Genomic DNA, 18,614 nt, shown 5'->3' on the forward strand with positions numbered 1-18,614 from the left:
CTTTAGGCGGTAAGGTAGGGTTCCAGTAATTTTGTCACAGGACCCAGATCCCTGCTATCATAATACCGGTCAACCATTTCGTTTATATCTTTCTTGTTTACTTTCTCTTCCAGGGCCAGGAAAGAGATATACATTGCCAAACGGTTAATAAAAGAAACGTCGTTGTCCCTCCCGTCGATATTTACTTTATAATATTGCACGCCTTCGGGCGGTTTATAAAAATCATCTGTATCGGCTTCTGTGATGAACCCGCGCTCCAGGGCCATATTGGTTATTTCTGTCTTTGGAAAATATTTTAAAGAAAACAGGTTAAGGTAGAACGGCTGGGGCAGCTCCAGGATAAGCTTGATGCTTTCAAGCGAATCTTCGAATGTTTCGAACGGGTTATCGAAAATGAAGTCGTATTTCACATTTATGCCGTATTCCTTGAATACTTCCGCCTGTTTCAGGACTTTTTCATTCGGGTAAAACCTTTTGAAGATATCCCTCCTTATCCTCTCGGACCCCGATTGTACTCCGAGCCAGACCCCGTTCAGCATTGCTCCCTTCAACGCTTTTGCCGTCTCCCTTGAGCATGTCCCGGGATAGAAAAAACAGTAAAAAGGCAGGGCAACCTCTTTCAGATACTTGCCGCAAAATTCCTCCAACCATGCCTTGTCCGGGATAAAGACTTCATCCAGGAAATCTATCCTTTCTATTTTCGGGAATCTCGCCTTGATCTCGGACAGTTCCGACAGCACGTGGCTGACGCTCCTGTGCCTCGTCTTAGACCAGTCCCGGTGATAGACCTTGTTTGCCATGTATTCATTGGAGCAATATGTGCATTTATAGGGGCAACCCCTGCTGGCCATGATGCCGTACCGGACATTATTCACAAAAGGCTCTCCCGGGATCAAACTGCCGTCTTCGATGGAATATACGGTCTCATCATTAAAAACCGGTACGGGATTGTTGTTTAGGTCCTTAACCAGAGGCCGCACGCCATTTTTTACCGTAGCCCCGGCTTTATTGACCCATAAATTCTGCAAATGGTCGATCGGCCGGCCGTTGAACAAGCTGTCAACGACCTCGGATATGGTTTCGTCTCCCTCGCCGATACATAACGCATCGCAATATTGTATGGTATGCTCGGGGTTAAGGGATGCCTGCCAGCCCCCTATTATAATGGTAAAATCGCCGAGGCCGCGGATCTTGCTATATATTTTCTTATAAAGCTCAAAGTTCGATGATACCAGGCTGAATGCTATTACATCGGGTTTATAATCTACGACGAAATCCGCAAAGATCTGTAATTCAGTATCTGTCAATTCATTCGGTTCGTGTAAAAACGACTTTTTCAGGTACTCTTGTCCTCTCTGGTTCCTTATGGGGAATTTCTTGATAAAGACCATCCGGGCATCGTAACCTTTATGGTAGACGATCGAATGCAACAGCCTTATATTCAAGGCCTCATCGTTAAACAGCGAGGCGAACAGGACGCGGAATTGTTTTTTATCTTTCATATCCATCTTCGACGTATATGTTCCGTTTTATCTACTTTTGTGATAAAATGTTTCCATTAACAGAATAAATTAACAAGACTTAGACTAGGTATACTGATGAAGATATTATTTATTGCAGAGCCTTTGACCTCACATACCCAAAAGTGGCTGCGTTTTTTGGGCGAAGCGGGACATCAAATTTATGTGTTATCTTATCATAACAGGTATGCCAATACAATTAAAAATGTCTCTGAAATAGCCCATTTTGAGCCCGTCAATAAGAACCCTTTCATTTTCTTAAAATACCTCCTCGAACTTAAAAAGATCGCAAAAAGAATAAAGCCGGATGCGCTGACATGCCACTATGCCCTTGGAACGCCAGGCTTATTAGCGGCGCTCTCCAGTTTCCATCCCCAAATGATAACTATTTTGGGGGGCATAGACATATACGGCCATAGATCTACGAATTGGCTAAGATATTTAATACATAATAAACTAATGGCGAAATTTATCTTCAAAACAAGCGATATGATAATCGTCGGCTGTAAAGACCACAAACAACATTTGCTTGAAAACGGCGTACCCGGCGAAAAAATAGTCGTTATCATGGGCGATATCGGCTTAGGCGTTGACTTAAAGATGTTCAATAACAGGTACGATACCACACAGATAAAAAGAGACCTGGATCTAACGGGTAAATTCGTGGTTTTTTGCCCCAGAAGGCTGGTTGCCTATACCAATGTGGAGCTGCTGGTAAAGTCGATCCCGTTATTAAAGGACAAAATACCCAATATCGTTTTAATGTTGCATACTTATGTCGCAGACGCCAAATATCTGGACTATATCAAAGAGCTTACCCGTAAGACCGGGATTGAAAACAATGTGGTCTTCACGGAAGAAAGGGCTTATGAAGAAATGCCCCTTCTTTATTGCGCCTCGGATTGTACCGTATCTATCTCCTCTTTCGACGGCACGCCCTCAAGCATAGCAGAATCGATGGCCTGCAGAATCCCGGTAATAGCCTATGATATCACTTCTATCCGCGAATGGATAAAAGACGGCCAAAGCGGGATACTCATCAAAAAACTGGATCCGGAAGAGCTATCTAATGCCATTCTCAAGATCTATTCCGATAAAAAGGAGACGGAAAAAATCATTGAAAATGCGGCAAACTTTGTAGAGAAAAATCTGGACATGGAAAAATGCAAAAAAACTCTCCTGGATATATACCAAAAGATAAAGGCCTAATCCTCGGCAACCGGTTTTTTCATGAAATACATAAATCTCCTAAGCGGAGATTGGATCGCGCCCCTGCTTAGCCTCCATTTCTGAAAGTTTATAGAATCCAAATTTTTGAAAAATTTTTCATAGTTACCGGGGATATCTCTTTTAATGCCGCTGACGGCTTTCCAGTCTCCCCCGGATAAGTCTGAAATGCCGGCTATCTGGCCTTTTTTGTTCACGAAATAGACGCCGTTATAGACGTCAAAAACGGCCCACGTACCCCTTAAGTTCACGAACGACAAAGGTTTCCTCCCCTCCCCCGTTTCTGAATATACGTCATAAAAGAAGGAATTGACGTTTGCGTAGTTACAGAGGGTGGTAAAAACGTCCTGGAACTGGTCGTCGACCGCGTATCCCCTTATAATGATATGCCAGACATGATCGTCTATTATGGGTAATTCCTTCGGATTGTCCTTTAAGTTTGCGCGTGTCCATTCAAATATCTTCATCGCCTTATCTTCGTCGCTTTTGGCGCCCGAGACTATCTTCTTCGCCAGGACCCCATAATTATAATGCCTGTCAAAGAAATCCAGTAATTTAAGATATAAAGGCAGCTTGACGGCATGGACTTTATAATTTACTCCCTGCAGGGTCGTGACCTCCAGGTTAAGGAGGAGCGCCGTTACGGCCAAAGCGGCGATACAGCCCAGCAACCCGTATCTGTATTTTTTCATATCGCGGTATCCATGAATTTTTTATGCCACAATTCGAGCATCAAGATCGCCCATAACTGGAATGCGTAATCTTTTTTCCCGGAGGTATGGTCTTCGACCATCCTCTTTATCGCGCCGGGTTTAAAATACCCCCTTTTAAGAGAGGGCGCGGAAAGCACCGTGTCGCATAAGAAACCCTTGAGTTCCCCCCTGAACCATTGCCCGACCGGCATTCCGAACCCCATCTTTCTCCTGCGGATATTCTCTTCCGGAAGCAGCCCTTTGACGGCCTTTCGCAGGATGTATTTCTTTGTGCCCCGCCTGATCTTAAAATCGGAAGGCAGCTTTGCGGCAAACTCGATGAGTTTATGGTCGAGGAACGGAGACCTCGCTTCGAGGGAGTTAGCCATACTGGCTATATCAACCTTGACCAGCAGGTCATCGGGCAGGTACGTCGAGGTATCGGCCAAAAGAAGGCGGTCCAGCAGATCCGGTTTGCCGGGGCGATTTAAGTAAGGTTCCAGGATAGCTAAAGGACCGGATGAACGGGTCTCTTTTAAAAACTCGTCCGAATACAACTCATCCGGGCGGACCTCCCCCAGGATACCGGCCCACCTTAGGTACCTCTCTCCCGCCGGCAGCCCCGCGCTGCCTAAAAATCTCTTTAACCGCCTGAGCGTATCTTTTTGATTGACAGAATCGGGAAGGATGCCCGCTAACCCGCTTATCATGTTTCTTAAGTATATGGGTAATTTTTGCAGGTTTTCCGAGATCAGCATTGCCTGGTATCTCTCGTACCCTCCGAATGCCTCGTCGCCGCCGTCGCCGTTCAAGGCTACCGTCACGAATCGCCTTGTCTCCCGGCAGACGTAATAAGTAGGTATACAGGAGGAGTCGGCATAAGGTTCCCCGTACCTTTCTACCAACAAAGGAAGGATCTCAAGCGCGTTCGGTTTCACGATAAACTCGTGATGTTCCGTCGCGAATTTTCCCGCGACCATCCTTGCGTATTTAAGCTCGTTGTAATCGGATTCCTCAAAACCTATTGAAAAAGTCTTTACTTTAGCGCCGGATACCTGGCTCATCAGGCCTACTACCGCGCTTGAGTCGATTCCTCCGCTTAAGAAAGCCCCCAAAGGCACATCGCTGTATAACCTGATTTTTACCGCTTCTTTGAGCAATCTTAAGACTTCCTCCGAGGCTTCTTCTTCCGAAATATTTATTTTGCCGGAATAATCAACCTGCCAGTACCGTTCCAGGCGGATATTTCCGTCTTTCAATGTCAAGGTATGCGCCGCCGGAAGCTTAAAGACGCCGTTATAGATCGTGAACGGGGCCGGCACATAACCGAAATTCATATAATAATCAACCGCCTTGAGATTTATACTTTTATTGATTAAGCCGCTTGCCAAAATTGATGAAAATTCAGACGCAAAACAAAAAATATTCCCCGATCGGCAATAGAGAAGCGGCTTTTTCCCTACCCTGTCTCTCCCCAAAAAAAGGTTTTTCTTTTTTTCATCCCATACCGCAAATGCAAACATGCCGCGGAGATGCCTTACGCACTCCTCTCCGTAAGTTTCGTAAAGATGTACCATGACCTCGGTGTCTGAATCAGACTTGAATATATGCCCTCTCATTTTCAGTTCATCTTTTAGATCTTTGTAATTATATATCTCTCCGTTAAAGACCAGCTGGACCGACCCGTCCTCATTGCTCATTGGCTGGTGGCCTGCCTGGGACAGATCAATGATGCTTAGTCTCCTATGGCCCAGGGCTACGGAAGGAATCCCGTTGTTCAGATAAATACCCCCGTCATCCGGGCCCCTGTGCCTCAATTCCCTGCACATATCCTTTATCGTCTTTTCTCCCGCAATACCGCTCCCTATATGATCGACGATCCCGCAAACACCGCACATTATATTTGACCCTGCCTGTTTTTCTTATAAGCTTCTTTTAAAACAGCTATAAATTTAGGCGCATTTACCTTAACCGAGTATCTTTCTTCCACCGTCTTTTTCGCTTCAATCCCCATTCTCTTCCTAAGCCCGGAGTCTTCGATCAATAGGGTGAGTTTTTTTAGCCATTGATCTTCGTCAGAAGCCAAGAAACCGTTAACCCCGTCCGCTATTATCTCCTTGTTCATGCCCACCGGAGAGCATACAGAAGGTATTGCCATGCTCATGTACAGGATAGCCTTGAACCCGCATTTTCCTCTTGTCCATTCGTTATCCGGCATGGGCATTATCCCTATATCAAACGTCCTCAATTGGCCTAATTCTTCTTCAAGCGACCATGGCACGCAGATCACGCCCGGAATTTTACCGTTATCGAGATCCCCTCCGACTATCTTAAATTCGATATTGGGAAAGCGCTCCGATAACTTCGCAAATACGCCCGTCATCGGTTTTAAGAAATCCATCGTTGTGACGCTGCCTATCCAGCCAACGACCACTTTTTCCCGGATGTCCCCGGCGGCCGGATAATACTTATCCAGATCGACGGGAGTAGGTATCACGGAAACACACCGGTTATGGCGCAGCGCAAATTCGGCCAGATAGTCGTTTCCTGCTATCACGTAGTCGCTAAGTTCCACTATCTTGGCTATTTTCTGCGGTTTTTTGTATTTTTCTATAAAATTATTCTGAGGGCTGGTAAAAGGCAGGAATATTGCGTCATCAAAATCGAATATTACCGGTTTTCTGACAAAACTCACAACCGATTCGAAGAAACAGCTGCCGAGCGGAAAAGCCTCTCTGTGTACAAAAACGACGTCATACCCCGATAACTGAAATATGTCCAGAAAACGCGAGGCGACCCCTAATAAAAAAAAGAATACCTTTTTAAAATAGTTCCCCTTTTCATATAAAACCTTAAAGGCGGCGCTACTCCAAAAAGGGTGAAGAGCGGCAGATATGCCTTCCTTTTCTAAATAAGGGAGGTATTGCTCTATCCTATACCTGTTGCTTGCGCCCTCGTGCGGATACGGGACCCAGAATAATACTTTCATCTCAGGTCAGCCTTCGGTAGATCATGCTGTATTTATCGATCCCCTGCTCAAGCGAAAAATATTCTTTCGCGGAGGAGACACACTTCTTCCTGAGGCCTTCACTTACAGGTAATAATCCCGATGCCTTCACTGCGGCTTCTTCGATCCCTCCGGGGCCTGAAAGATCGGCGACCACGCCTACGTTTTCCCTGTTTATCACCTCTTCCGTATCGCCGATGCCGGAATTGATCACTACCGGCAGGCCGCAGGATAAGCTTTCGGCAAATTTTATGGGGGAGCAGCCCGCCGAGGAGAGCCGGCGCTTATAGAACATTATTGACAGGGCCGAGGAGGATAAGGCAAGCGGAATATCCTTGCGGGATAGACCGGTTACCGCAAAATCATGCCTGTCTATGCCGTGTCCCAAAATAACGCCCTCGACCTCCCCGGCCGCGGAATTCGTGACCAGCCAGAAATAGGCGCCGCGGATCTTTTCCTTTAAGGCCTTAAAAAAAAGCGCCATCCCATCCAGGTCGTAAAACGTCCCGGTGCTTCCTAAATATATTAAAACGGGCCTGTTCATTGCGTCACCGGGCAGGATATCCCCCCGCGGTTTCGGACCAAAGAACCCGGTATCAACGCAGCACGGGATGACCGTGATCGCGGCCCCGGGGAAATCCTTCTTCAGGGACCTCTCCGCCGACCCGGCCAGGACGACTATCTCATCGCTTCCTTTTATAAGCATCCTCTCTATCTTCTTGAATAACGCATAGACCGGGCTGCCTTTCTCCCAGGCACCTGCGTCGACTTTTTCGTCCGGCCAAAAACCCCTCATGTCAAATATTAATCTTTTCCCGGCCACCCGCTTAAGAAAGAGCCCTATCAGCGCAGGGATATATCCCCTTGCGTGCACGGCCCCGACATCGCCCTTTCGTATACTTGATAACGCCGAACAAGAACCCTTTATAATGTCATAAACAGTGGCCGGGATCGCGGGTGACCTGTGGTATTTTAACGGTCCCCAGGTTATGCCGTTCTTTTCCAGCTCCGCCTTGACCTCCTCCCGGCCCTTCCCTGCGCCCATTCTTTCCTTCTTCTCGAAACTGATGACGGAGATGCCGAATCCCCTGTTTGACAATCCCTTGAGATACGGCAAGACCTGAGATTGGGCTACCGGGTCCATCAGGCCGTCATAAGTGATATACAGGATCTTCTTCATGAACCCCGGTTATCTGCCCGTTGTCTTGTAAGGGCGTACGCCGCAAATATAAAAGCGACGGGTATGAACATGTCTTTATGCCGGAAAGCCGTCCCGATATTGCTTTCGAAAAGAGCGGCAGGCAGGATAAGCACCAAGAGTAAAGCCGTGAGCGTAAGCGAGGTATACTTATCCTTCTTCAGGAAAAGCAACCATCCCGTTACGGTAAACGGGGCCATTAAATACCAATAAATGACCTGCGGATAAAAAGGCAGGAAGCTCAGGCTCCAGTTCCCGAACGGGAACGGTGCAAAGAAAAAATACAAGATCGCTTTTAGGATAGTCGCAAGGTATCCGAAAGAAAAGACATCTCCGGGCGACAGCTTACCCTGCTGGTAGACCAGATCCGAGTATATCCTGTAATTTGTCTGAGAAGGATGGTATGCCCCGCCCGAAACTACCTGGGCAAGGTTAATTCGGGCAATGAAATTAGCGGTATTTACGATCTTTGAGGTTATTGTCGTCCTATCCGCAAATACAAACGCTAAGATAAAATATACGGCGAAGATCAAAGATACCCTTAGGATAGTGCTTTTCCCTACCTTAAGCGCTTTTAGAAGGGCGAATACAGAAACCACGCCCAATCCTGCCAACAATGATATTGATAACTTAGTCCTGAAGAGGTTCGATAGATATATAAAAAGCAGGGCCCAGAATATATATTTAAACTTCTTTTCCGTGATCAGCTTGACAAGGAATAATAAATAAGCCAAAAGCAAAAAATTACTGACGCTGTCGCGCAAGCCGGTGACAGACCAGTAGAAAATAGACGGGAAGAACGCAAAAATTACGGCGGCGATACGCGAGGGCTTCTCCTCTCCAAAGAGCCGGCGGGAGATCAAATACACAAGAATAATGCTTAAGCAGCAAATAAGGCTGTTGGTCATTTTAGCCGCGACCGGCGCATAACCGAGCCACGCATAAAAAACGCCCAACCCAAAAACATTACTGTCGAATTGGTATCCCCCGAGGTCGGGCAGCCGGTTGTCATGGAAGTACCGCGTCTTATCAAGCATCCTGTCCAAGAACGGGTCCCTGGCCCTGGCAAGGTTTTCTTCCGCGGGATTATCCTTCAACAAATGAGAGATATAAAAGGCGTTAACATTGTAGACTGCGGCGTCAGGCTGGGTATCTCCTCCCCAGAAAGGAGGCTCGAGGCCTACATTATAATTGACCAGGCACATTGCCGCCCTGAGGATAAAACTTATGATGAAAAGTTTTATCAGGAAACTTGAGGATTCTTTTTTAAAAAATAGTTTTATTGCGAGCAGGGACGCCAAAAAAAGGGACAGGACGAATAAACCGGCGGTATAGAACGTCAAAATAAAGCCGAGGACGATCCCCAGTAAAATATATGAGAATACCGCTATTTTATTCAAGATCATTTGCCCTTTGCTTTATAGAGCGAGATTATTTCCGCATCCGTCACGGTTTTATCGCTTTTTCTCCCGAGAAAATAAAACCCTCCCGCCGCGTCGCCGGAAGATGCCTTTTTTACGAGGTAAAAATCTAAGTATTTGATCCAAAAGAACGCGAAAATAGATAACGTACTTAATATCTTCTTGATGAACGGGGAATCGGTAAAACTCATGAAAAAATACCTGAGGCTCCACGCCAAGGCGCTGGCAGGCCCGCCGGCTACGCCCCTTTTTATCTCCTCGAAATTCCTGAAAAGCCTCCTGTGCCCCAAATCAGTGAACCTCGTAAAATCATACCTGCCCATATGGACTTGCTGCATAAAAGGGACTTCGCTATACACAAGCCCTTTCGGTCTCAAGATGCGGTATATCTCGCTTACGCATCTGTGAGGGTCCGTGACATGTTCGAGCACGGCCTGCGCAATTATCCCGTCAAGGGAAGAATCGGCGAACGGCAGGTTGTGCGCGTCGCAAATTATTTGCGTCCGCGGGCCGAAAGAAACGTCGCTCTCGATGAGCATTATTTTGTCATTTTTGGCGATCTCCGCCAGGCCCGAGCCCAAAACTCCTCCCCCGATGACCAATATCGCGGGCCTCGCCGCGGAATTACATGCCTCCTTGATGAATTTTTTGAAATTCCTTTTGCTGTAAATATTGAGAGTAAGCTCCGGGGTGACCCTGCTCCATATCTTCCTCAGGAACCCTTTATTAAAGCCGCTTAATTCGATGGTAGTCGAAGATCTGCCCAGAAAATCCTTTATCCTGAATAAACTTTTGTCCTCATTTATCAGTACCGGGATGCCGTCGACCACCGGGTATTTCCTGTGGCACTTATTACAAGTAAAGTCCCCTTCGCCGAATGACAGGTCCCCCAAACAGCCCGGGCAAGCCAATTTATCCCTCAACTCTTCATTTAACATCTACCAAAGCCCTATCTTTTGGAATATGGACCTGAAGAACACTTTTGTTTCATATGAGGCCGCATAAAAACATACGTTCAACATAAAGTAACCGCTTATCAATAGGCCGGGAAAAATCTTATTCCTGGACCTGCGGATAAAATGGAAAATGCCTGCGGCGCCGATCATGATAATATACGGTTCAATAGGCAGGCGGAACCTCGGCGAACCGTAGAACACCAAAGAAACGCAAAAAGAATAGATAATAGGCAGATAGACAGGAGCCAACTCCCAGGACCTTTTGGAATTAACAAATATGCCTAAGATGAAAAACGGCATAATGAACGCATACATGTAATTATACACGCCGTTACCCAGGATCTCCCAATCGAAGACGCTCCAGAAATAAACGGTCTTTAATACCTCCAGTTTTAGGACACGCAGCGGGTTGTTTTTTATATATTTTAGCGCCTCTTTTGCCAGGAAATCGCTTTGCGCAGCCTCGGATCCTAATGACCTGGACTTTTCCACGACTTCATCACTGGCGATAAAGCCGTATAATTTCCCCTCTCTGGGCACATATGAGCTATAAAGCCCTATTCCCATCGTGGTGGAAATGGGGATAAAACGATGGGTCACTTTCCAGTTCCTGACGGTCCAGGGAGCTATCGGCAGTATAAAAAAAGTCAGCAGGATGGCCGCACTTATAATATACTTTTTGACGCTGCGGGCATGGGAGAGAAAGATCTTTCCCATCACCAGAAGGATAAAAAAGGGAAGCAGGACTATAACAGAGCGCGTGAGCGAAGCTATCCCCAACGCGGCCCCGCAAAAGGCCAAATTCCCATAACCGCCGTTCTGGATAAACCTTAAAAGGAAGAATATGATCGAGATAAGCAAAAAGGTATAGAGGAGCTCAGTTATCATAAGCCCGGTGGTCCTGATAAATGCCGGGTAAAAACAACAGATCAACGCGCCCAAAACGGCTGTTTTGGCGTCGAATAATCGCCTTGCTGTCATAAAAATTATTACGCATGTCAACGCGCCTATGATCGCCTGGATAACTTTAACGGCCGCGTAGTTATTGCCGAATATATGATATAGCGACGCCAGGAAAAAAGGATAAAACGGCTCTTTGAAAGTAGTAGGCTTCCCGTCCACGCTGAATCCCTTGCCCTCGAGGATGTTCCCGGCAAGGCCGTTGTAATAAAGGGAATCCGGCGTAAGGACCTGTCCTTCGGAAAGGGCTGCATAGAGCCGCGGCAGCAGAGCCACGGCAAAGATCGCCAGGGCGATCAATATTGTTCTTTTCATTTCATGATAACCCAATGGAAGAACCTCTTCAGGAGGAACTTGAAATGCCGCGGAGACTTGATCGCCAATATGTTCTTTATCATTATTCCCGGCCGCATATAAAATCTTAAGAAAGCTTCACGTTGCAAAGATTTGACCTGTTTTTGGTTCAAGCCGTCTCCCGCGTACGGGGCGCTCATAAAATAAAACCTGTCCCAGTCAACACCGCCCAATTTCCCCTCTGAAGCCAACTCCTTATAACTGGCCGTGCCGGGAAAAGGCAGGTACGTAAAATAATTCGCCCTGATCAAACCCAGATCAAGCGAAAAACGGATCGTTTTCCTGATGTCCTCTTCTTTCTCGCCCGGGAAGCCAACGATAAAAAATCCCGCCACATCTATCTTAAACCGGCGGATCATGTCTATCCCCTTCCGTATCTTATCGGTGGTGGTCCCTTTCTTCATTAAGGCAAGTACCCTGTCTGAGCCTGATTCTATCCCTAATGAAATAAGGTAAAGGCCGCTTTTTTTCATCAGCACAAGCATTTCTTCGTCCAGGCAGTCTATGCGGACCCCGTTCGGGGTCGCCCAGCTTATACCCAAGTGCAAATCGGCGAGTTTCCGCAGCAATTCCTTTGCGTAGGCCCTGTCAAAAGTAAAGTTATCGTCTATAATATGGAACTCACGTATGCCATGCCTATCATACAGATACTTGATCTGCCCTAGGATGAAATCTACGCTGTGCTTCCGTATCTTCTTCCCCCCTATTATGTTACCCGCGCAAAACGTGCAGGAGAAAGGGCAACCGCGGGTGACTATTATAGGCGCTATGGGGAACTTCCTGAAAACGGCGCCGTGCTGGCATTCGGGATATTCCTCGGGCCGGATAAGGTCCCATGCCGGCATTCCCAAGCTGTCCAGGTCTTCGACGAATATCTGGGGATTTATGCGCACACGGCCGTTCTCCCTCCACCCTAACCCGGGGATATCCGAAAGGTCCCGGGGTCCTTTTTTCCCAAGCCTGTCGAGCAGAATAGGCAGGCCTTTTTCGGCTTCCCCGACGAAGATGAAGTCCAAAGGAGCGCCGAAATACTTAATGCTCTCTTCGGGGGCGGCAGAAGGATGCGGCCCGCCCAGGACAGTTATCAAGCCCGGCTCCAGGTTTTTGCATCCTTCCAGGGCCTCCTTGACGAATTTCAGGTCGAACGTATAGCACTGGAAACCGACGACATCGGGCTTTGCCTCTTTGACCATACGGATCAAGGCATCCGCCTTCATGCCTTTTTTAATGCAATCAAGTATCGTCACATTATGCCCTGCCTTCCTGCACGACTCGGCCAAATAGCCCAGGCCCAGGGAAGGCTGGATATGATCGCTGAGGTTATAAGGTTTTACCAGTAAGATGTTCATCTGTTTATGTCCACAGGTAATTCCAATGGGATTTCACGAACATGACTAAAGATTCCTTGATGCGTATATAGGCATTCCTGGGAACGGAAAGGAACGGTATAGAGATGATCCTAGTGAAGCCGTTGATAGGCATCCTCTTGATCACGGGGTGCAAAAACGCCGGCATCCTGGTGAGAAAAGGGATCAATACTTGCAACCTCAAGGCCTCTTTCTCGTCTATATCCCTGATAAGCGACCCCTGTTTATACCCTCCCTCGCCGTTACAGATCTTTTCGTATTCGCCTTCCTTTATGAACCCGCGTTCAGCGCAGAAATCCGCCAACTCTGTTTTCGGGAACGGATAAAAAATCGACACGATGGTCCCGTCAGGTTTTATCTTCCTGTTCAACTCGTAAGTCTCCCACATCTGTTCGGTCGTCTCCGTCGGGAAACCCACTATGTTCAATGTGCAGAACTTGATCCCTGCCTCTTTCAGGACCTTGGCCGTATCAATAATATCGTCGTTGCTCATGTTCCTTTTTAATAATTTATACCTTACGTCCTCGCTCCCCGACTCCAGGCCGATATCCACATAGATACACCCCGCCTCCTTCAGGAGCAGCATAATGTCTTTCTTGACATTCTTTGGGTGCACCAGGACCTTAAAAGGCAAGTTTATCTCCTTCTTATACCTGCCGGCAAAGTCCCTGATCCAAGCGTCGTTTATCGTAAATACATCGTCGTAAAAGAAGACCTCCTTGATGCGGTACCTGGACTTGAAATATTTAAGCTCCTCTATCACCCTTCCGACGCTCCTGCGGCGGGTATAGGAATGGCCCGGCTGGTTCAACAGTTTCCTGTAGTAAGAATTAAAACAATACGTGCATTGGTACGGGCATCCCCTGCCGGTCATGACATAAAGCCTGTCCGAAAAACATCCGTACCTCCTGAACATATCCTTGTCCGGGAAAGGCAGGGAGTCCAGGTCCTGCATCAGGGGCCTGGACGGGTTCCGGACGATCTCCCCGTCCTTCTTGAACCAGATGTTCTTTATCGAGTGATCGATCTTCCCATTTTGCATGCTATTCGCCAATTCTACCAGGGCCTCTTCGCCTTCGCCGACGCAAATCATGTCTATATCCGGGTTTTTTATGACGAACTCGGGCAGAATGGTGGGATGGAGGCCTCCCACAATGATAGGCACGGCCATTTCTTTTTTCAGCAGGGAAGCCATTTTGGAGACCCAAGGGTATAAATTGGTCAAACAAGAGAACGCTATGAGGTCGGGTTTATACGCCTTCGCCTTTTTTATCATTTTACCGGAAACGTCGAAATACCTTTCAATGATATTAAATTTATACTCCACGTCACCCGAACCGGGGTCGAAGAGCAGCTCGGTGTCGTGCCCCGCCCTCTTCAGGGAGCTAGAAAGATATTCGATCCCCATCCATTCCGCGTTCCTGTGGAAAAATAAGACCTTCATCCCCTCTTCCTGCATATCAATATGATAGATAGGCCTATAGGAGGCCCTATCAGGTTCTCGAAAAAATCCAGCAACGGAGTCAAGAAATTAAACATGCTCAACAGCCTGGTGGAGATCTTTTCTTTTTTCAAGACCTTCCCGTTGAAAAACCACCCGATCAGTCCGAAAAAATTAAAATACATCTTTTTGTCGATGGTAAAACCGCATTTTTCTATCATTTCCGATACCTCTGACAGGCTGTACCTCCTGTAGTGACCTGCCGCCCTGTCAAGGCTGCAGTATAAAGATTGGAAGGCGGGTACCAACAAGATAAGGGTGCCCTCTTTGTTTAATATAGAGTTGAAATTATTCAAAACCGCCTCGTCATCCTTTATGTGTTCGAGGGTATTGACGCAAACGACCGTATCCAGGTTATTTCCCGAAAGCTTTGTTATCGACGGGTCGGTTAAGTCGTATCTTAGGAATTTTACGTTCGGATTATCCGAAAACCTGCTCCTGCATTCATCCAGCATGTCGGAGTCATTGTCTACTGCCAGCACCAGCTGTTTGCCCGACATGTAAGAAGTCAGGTTCCCGGTCCCGCATCCCGCCTCCAGGATCCTCTCTCCGAGGTATGGCTCGATCTTTTTGTAAAACCAGGACTTCAAACGCTCGAGCCTTGACATGAAAGTAAGCGTATCAAAAACGACTTTGGGCATTTATTTCCCTACCCTGTATTTTACGAGCACGTATAATGCCTTTAAGCCATCCCGCCATGAGATCTTTTTGCCTTCCTGGTAATCTCTCGGAACATAGGAAATAGGGACCTCGTATATTTTTACCCCTTTTCTCAACAATTTTGCGGTTATTTCAGGCTCTATTTCGAACCCCCTGGCAGATAAGTCTATTCCGTCCAATATCTCTTTTTTGATGACCTTATAACAAGTCTCCATATCTGTAAGCCTTGCCCCGTAAAGAAGCATCACCATAAAATTAAGAAATTTATTTCCTATAAAATGCGTCAGATAAAATACCTTTTTGCAATGGAAAAGGTCTTTTCTGTTCAGGAACCTCGAACCATATACAACATCCGCTTTGCCTTCTTTGATGGGTTTCACGAGCTCCGGATAATCCCCCGGATCATATTCTAAGTCCGCATCCTGGAAGATTATTATGTCGCCGGACGCATTTTTGAGGCCTGTACGGATAGCCGCGCCCTTTCCGCGGTTTTTATCATGAGAATATACCTTCACCCCTTTAAGGGATAGGCTTTCCAGGATCTTCATGGTATCGTCCTTAGAAAAATCATCGACGATGATTATCTCGTCGACGACATCGCTATCCGTGACTTTTTTCAAGATCTCTTTTATTGTCCTTGCTTCGTTATAAACAGGGATAATGACGGATACCTTCATTTCAATCCATGCCTCCGCGGTATATCGATTCTATTTCCGGGATAAGTTTCCCGGAGGAATATCTCTCCGTGAACCGGTTGATCGCTGCCTCAGCGAATCTCTTCCTCATTTGCGGATCCCCGGCAAGCTTAAGTATGGCATCAGCCAATGCCTCAGGGTCTTTAGGAGCGACCAAAAAACCTGTTTTGCCTTCAACTACCAGTTCACTTACTCCCCCCACATCGGCGGCTACTACAGGTTTGCCGTAAGCCATACCTTCAAGCAGGACCAATGGCGCGCCCTCTGTCAGGGAAGAAAGCACAAGTATATCGATGCGGCACATGATATCGGATATATCCTTAAACGCGCCGGTCAACTCTGTATTTGCGGCCAGGCCGTTTATTTCGATGAGGCTGATTAGCTCGTTTTTCAGATAGCCCTGGCCCGCGATAATGAATTTGATATTACTGCGTCGTTTATTTATCAACTCCGCGGCCTTTAAAAAAAATACGTGCCCCTTTTCCGGGGTAAGCCTGCCGACGATGCCTACGCTTACATCCCCCTTCCCCTCAACGGGCACTATTGCATTCTTTCCGGGAGAAGGGAGCATGGTCGGTACGACGTATAGCTTGTCCGTAACCGCGGCGCCGAGGCCTACCATGTGCCGTTTCATAGATTCCGAGAGGGCTATTATAGCATCACATCGCCTCCAGAAAAACCTCATAACCGACAACTGGGAAGGCGAAAGCCAATCCCCGATAAGGGACGTTTCGGTGTAGATTATCCTTTTTACGCCGGCCATCCTGCCGGCAAGGACAGCCATCTTGGTCTGGTTCTGGTATAGATGGACGACATCCGGCCTTTTTTTCGCAAAGGCGGCAAATAATTTTAAAGCCGCCAGGCATTCGTTAGCCAGCCGCCTTAACCTGTCGACGGCATCGCCGCTTTTCCTGAAAACGCCGGCCTCTTCCGCGGGCCCGCCGACTTTTTTCCTCGGACCGTCCCCGGTGACGGCCCGGTTATATAGCCTATGGACCTTTATCCCTTTTCCGGCCAACCTGTCCGCTATCGGGCCGTCGTCGAAGAAACAATAGACTCTTACCGAGTGCCCGTTGCCGGCCAACCCTGACGCCAGAAATTCAACCTGCCTCTCCCCGCCGCCGTAATTCAGCGCGGGAGTCACTATAGCTATATCCATCACGGCGTATTAAGGTACATATCCATAAGGGATGTGCTTATCGGGATCTCCGGTTTCCATCCCGTCAATGCCTTGATCTTGGTAATATCCGCTGTCTGCGCCGGTATGTCTTTCTTCATGACCTTGTCTTTTCGCTGCTCGACCGAAAATTTCCTCCCGCAAAGGCCGGAAAGTATCTTTACGATCTCCCGCACCGAATGCGGTTTTCCGCTGCCTACGTTAAATATCTCTCCCGCGACCGGTTTTTTGCATGCCATAAGCATCCAATAAGCCCTGACCGCGTCCCTAACATCTATAAAATCCCTGCTCGTATGAAGGTTTCCTATCAGCAACCTGCCTTTCCTGCTCCCCTGCAGACCCATATCCTTGATCTGGTTGATGATCGAACCGCAAACCAGTTGTGATGTCTGGCCCGGCCCTATCAGGTTAAAAGGCCGCGCGACGACTATGTCCAAGCCGGATCCTTGATGGTATTGCAACGCCAAAAGCGTCTGAGCCGCCTTACTGAGGCCGTAAGCCGTTATAGGCGCCAAAGGGCCTGTCTCTTTCAATGGTATATTCCGTCTGCTTATCCCATATTCGCCGGAAGTGCCGATAACCAGTATCCGCGGAGATAACCCATTCTCGATCACAGCGTCAAAGATGTTCTTCGTCGCAAGTACGTTATATCTCAGCAGGTCTTCATGATCCTTGCTGAAAAGCAATGCCGACAGGTGCAAAATATAATCGGGGCGGATATCGCCTATGATCTTCGAGATCTTCCCCTTGTCGAGTAGGTCTGACTTTATGAATTTAAAATCCTCCGGACTTCCCGGGAAACACTTTTTATCTACCCCGAAGATCCTTACCGTCCCGGGCCTCATCTTGCCGGCGAAATCGACAAAATACCTTCCCGTAAAACCGCTGACTCCCGTGACTAAGATTTTTTTCATGTATTTACCTTCCTTCGGATGTGCCTGATACGCAGCCGGACCCTTGATGCCAGTTTAATGAATATTCCCCTAAGGTGCGCATAAGCGGGTGACACGAAAACATACAAAATGAAGGACGGAAATCCCGACACTTTCAATGCGGACTTGAAATTTTCCCGCGCTTTCCCCGGGTCATTCCTGCGTAAATGCCTTCTTCCTAAAATAACATGGAACCTCGACAACTCCCCTCTCCCCCTCCTGTCGATGAGGCCGTTGAGATCCGGGTAATCCGCGATAACGCCCTTAAGGGTATTTACGATATTGGTAAAAGTCCTTACGTCGTCCTTTCGGAATGTGGCGGCGTGGTCCCTGTACCTGACTAAAGGCCTGTCGATAAAATCAACCTCGTAAAAAGCCGCGATCCTCAGCCATCTGTCGTAGTCCTCTATCGGGACAAGCGCTGAATTGAAGAGGCCGACTTTGCTAAAACACTCTTTTCGCGCCATCACCGAAGATGTTGGAATGAAATTTTGCGCAAACAGGTATTTGAAGACTTTTCCCCTGTGCGGGGGCCTGAATTGAAAAGTCCTCAAGTTCCCGGGGCCGTAATCGTTAAAAGAACCGTCTTTTAACATGTATTCATCGGCATACACAAGGCCCAACGACCCCTTCTTCTCAAAAAGATCGACCTGCATTCCCAGCTTATCGGGCAACCACGCGTCATCCTGGTCCAAAAATGCCACATACTCCCCCTCCGCGGCTAAAACTCCCGCGTTCCTGGCATTTGCCGGGCCCCCGTTCTTTTGGGATATATAGGTGATCCTGGAACGAAATCCGGAAAGGGCATTTTCCGTGGAATCCGTCGAGCCGTCATTCACGACGATCAATTCGTAATCTTTATAAGACTGCCCCAGCACGCTATTGACGGCGGCAGCTATGAACCTTTCGCAGTTATATGCGGGTATAACGACGCTTACCTTTGGCAT

At 47.6% G+C, this 18,614-nt stretch carries 16 protein-coding genes; 1 reads left to right on the forward strand and 15 read right to left on the reverse strand.

All coding sequences use genetic code 11. From position 1 onward, the window contains the following. Positions 1–2: 2 nt before the first annotated feature. A complete protein-coding gene (locus PHO67_02190; GenBank protein MDD5545957.1) occupies positions 3–1,502 on the reverse strand; it encodes a radical SAM protein in 1,500 nt (499 codons plus the stop codon). 96 nt (positions 1,503–1,598) lie between these two features. On the opposite strand from PHO67_02190, the gene PHO67_02195 reads away from it, so the two are divergent. Further along, positions 1,599–2,729 carry a glycosyltransferase family 4 protein gene (locus PHO67_02195; protein MDD5545958.1) on the forward strand — a complete coding sequence of 377 codons (1,131 nt, stop codon included), beginning with the start codon at positions 1,599–1,601 and terminating at the stop codon, positions 2,727–2,729. Here the strand turns inward: PHO67_02195 and PHO67_02200 are convergent. The 14 genes from PHO67_02200 to PHO67_02265 are packed head-to-tail and all read right to left on the reverse strand — an operon-like array spanning position 2,726 to position 18,614. Continuing rightward, complete coding sequence (locus PHO67_02200; protein MDD5545959.1) at positions 2,726–3,439, reverse strand: hypothetical protein; 714 nt, start codon at positions 3,437–3,439, stop codon at positions 2,726–2,728. The two genes, PHO67_02195 and PHO67_02200, sit on opposite strands and share 4 nt — an antisense overlap. Further along, positions 3,436–5,337 (reverse strand): asparagine synthase (glutamine-hydrolyzing), encoded by a 1,902-nt coding sequence (asnB, locus tag PHO67_02205; protein ID MDD5545960.1) that lies wholly within the window; start codon positions 5,335–5,337, stop codon positions 3,436–3,438. Before asnB ends, PHO67_02200 begins: the two co-directional genes overlap by 4 nt. Continuing rightward, complete coding sequence (locus tag PHO67_02210) at positions 5,337–6,428, reverse strand: glycosyltransferase family 4 protein (GenBank protein MDD5545961.1); 1,092 nt, start codon at positions 6,426–6,428, stop codon at positions 5,337–5,339. Before PHO67_02210 ends, asnB begins: the two co-directional genes overlap by 1 nt. A gap of 1 nt (position 6,429) precedes the next feature. Then, a complete protein-coding gene (locus PHO67_02215; protein ID MDD5545962.1) occupies positions 6,430–7,626 on the reverse strand; it encodes a glycosyltransferase in 1,197 nt (398 codons plus the stop codon). Continuing rightward, entirely contained in the window at positions 7,623–9,050 is a 1,428-nt protein-coding gene (locus PHO67_02220; GenBank protein ID MDD5545963.1) for a glycosyltransferase family 39 protein, read from the reverse strand. Before PHO67_02220 ends, PHO67_02215 begins: the two co-directional genes overlap by 4 nt. Beyond that, entirely contained in the window at positions 9,047–10,003 is a 957-nt protein-coding gene (locus PHO67_02225) for a methyltransferase domain-containing protein (GenBank protein MDD5545964.1), read from the reverse strand. The genes PHO67_02220 and PHO67_02225 overlap by 4 nt, the downstream gene beginning before the upstream one ends. Further along, positions 10,004–11,296 (reverse strand): glycosyltransferase family 39 protein, encoded by a 1,293-nt coding sequence (locus PHO67_02230; GenBank protein MDD5545965.1) that lies wholly within the window; start codon positions 11,294–11,296, stop codon positions 10,004–10,006. After that, positions 11,293–12,684, reverse strand: a complete 1,392-nt coding sequence (locus PHO67_02235; GenBank protein MDD5545966.1) for a radical SAM protein — start codon at positions 12,682–12,684, stop codon at positions 11,293–11,295. Before PHO67_02235 ends, PHO67_02230 begins: the two co-directional genes overlap by 4 nt. A 4-nt stretch (positions 12,685–12,688) precedes the next feature. Next, complete coding sequence (locus tag PHO67_02240) at positions 12,689–14,146, reverse strand: radical SAM protein (GenBank protein MDD5545967.1); 1,458 nt, start codon at positions 14,144–14,146, stop codon at positions 12,689–12,691. Beyond that, complete coding sequence (locus PHO67_02245) at positions 14,143–14,844, reverse strand: class I SAM-dependent methyltransferase (protein ID MDD5545968.1); 702 nt, start codon at positions 14,842–14,844, stop codon at positions 14,143–14,145. The genes PHO67_02240 and PHO67_02245 overlap by 4 nt, the downstream gene beginning before the upstream one ends. After that, entirely contained in the window at positions 14,845–15,540 is a 696-nt protein-coding gene (locus PHO67_02250; protein ID MDD5545969.1) for a glycosyltransferase family 2 protein, read from the reverse strand. It abuts the gene before it with no gap. A gap of 1 nt (position 15,541) precedes the next feature. After that, positions 15,542–16,717 (reverse strand): glycosyltransferase family 4 protein, encoded by a 1,176-nt coding sequence (locus tag PHO67_02255; protein MDD5545970.1) that lies wholly within the window; start codon positions 16,715–16,717, stop codon positions 15,542–15,544. Beyond that, positions 16,717–17,649, reverse strand: coding sequence for a GDP-mannose 4,6-dehydratase (locus PHO67_02260; protein MDD5545971.1), 933 nt, complete (start codon positions 17,647–17,649; stop codon positions 16,717–16,719). The genes PHO67_02255 and PHO67_02260 overlap by 1 nt, the downstream gene beginning before the upstream one ends. Further along, a complete protein-coding gene (locus PHO67_02265; protein ID MDD5545972.1) occupies positions 17,646–18,614 on the reverse strand; it encodes a glycosyltransferase in 969 nt (322 codons plus the stop codon). Before PHO67_02265 ends, PHO67_02260 begins: the two co-directional genes overlap by 4 nt.

The organism is Candidatus Omnitrophota bacterium, from assembly GCA_028716565.1.
In the GTDB taxonomy this organism is placed as follows: domain Bacteria; phylum Omnitrophota; class Gorgyraeia; order Pluralincolimonadales; family Pluralincolimonadaceae; genus Pluralincolimonas.

Excerpts from the sequence above, each read along its gene's own strand:
- PHO67_02225 (MDD5545964.1), bottom strand. The coding sequence starts at position 10,003 with ATGTTAAATGAAGAGTTGAGGGATAAATTGGCTTGCCCGGGCTGTTTG.
- PHO67_02210 (MDD5545961.1), bottom strand. The coding sequence starts at position 6,428 with ATGAAAGTATTATTCTGGGTCCCGTATCCGCACGAGGGCGCAAGCAAC.
- PHO67_02195 (MDD5545958.1), top strand. The coding sequence starts at position 1,599 with ATGAAGATATTATTTATTGCAGAGCCTTTGACCTCACATACCCAAAAG.
- PHO67_02190 (MDD5545957.1), bottom strand. The coding sequence starts at position 1,502 with ATGAAAGATAAAAAACAATTCCGCGTCCTGTTCGCCTCGCTGTTTAAC.
- PHO67_02235 (MDD5545966.1), bottom strand. The coding sequence starts at position 12,684 with ATGAACATCTTACTGGTAAAACCTTATAACCTCAGCGATCATATCCAG.
- PHO67_02230 (MDD5545965.1), bottom strand. The coding sequence starts at position 11,296 with ATGAAAAGAACAATATTGATCGCCCTGGCGATCTTTGCCGTGGCTCTG.
- PHO67_02200 (MDD5545959.1), bottom strand. The coding sequence starts at position 3,439 with ATGAAAAAATACAGATACGGGTTGCTGGGCTGTATCGCCGCTTTGGCC.
- PHO67_02240 (MDD5545967.1), bottom strand. The coding sequence starts at position 14,146 with ATGAAGGTCTTATTTTTCCACAGGAACGCGGAATGGATGGGGATCGAA.
- PHO67_02250 (MDD5545969.1), bottom strand. The coding sequence starts at position 15,540 with ATGAAGGTATCCGTCATTATCCCTGTTTATAACGAAGCAAGGACAATA.
- PHO67_02255 (MDD5545970.1), bottom strand. The coding sequence starts at position 16,717 with ATGGATATAGCTATAGTGACTCCCGCGCTGAATTACGGCGGCGGGGAG.
- PHO67_02245 (MDD5545968.1), bottom strand. The coding sequence starts at position 14,844 with ATGCCCAAAGTCGTTTTTGATACGCTTACTTTCATGTCAAGGCTCGAG.
- PHO67_02260 (MDD5545971.1), bottom strand. The coding sequence starts at position 17,649 with ATGAAAAAAATCTTAGTCACGGGAGTCAGCGGTTTTACGGGAAGGTAT.
- PHO67_02215 (MDD5545962.1), bottom strand. The coding sequence starts at position 7,626 with ATGAAGAAGATCCTGTATATCACTTATGACGGCCTGATGGACCCGGTA.
- PHO67_02220 (MDD5545963.1), bottom strand. The coding sequence starts at position 9,050 with ATGATCTTGAATAAAATAGCGGTATTCTCATATATTTTACTGGGGATC.
- PHO67_02265 (MDD5545972.1), bottom strand. The coding sequence starts at position 18,614 with ATGCCAAAGGTAAGCGTCGTTATACCCGCATATAACTGCGAAAGGTTC.
- asnB (MDD5545960.1), bottom strand. The coding sequence starts at position 5,337 with ATGTGCGGTGTTTGCGGGATCGTCGATCATATAGGGAGCGGTATTGCG.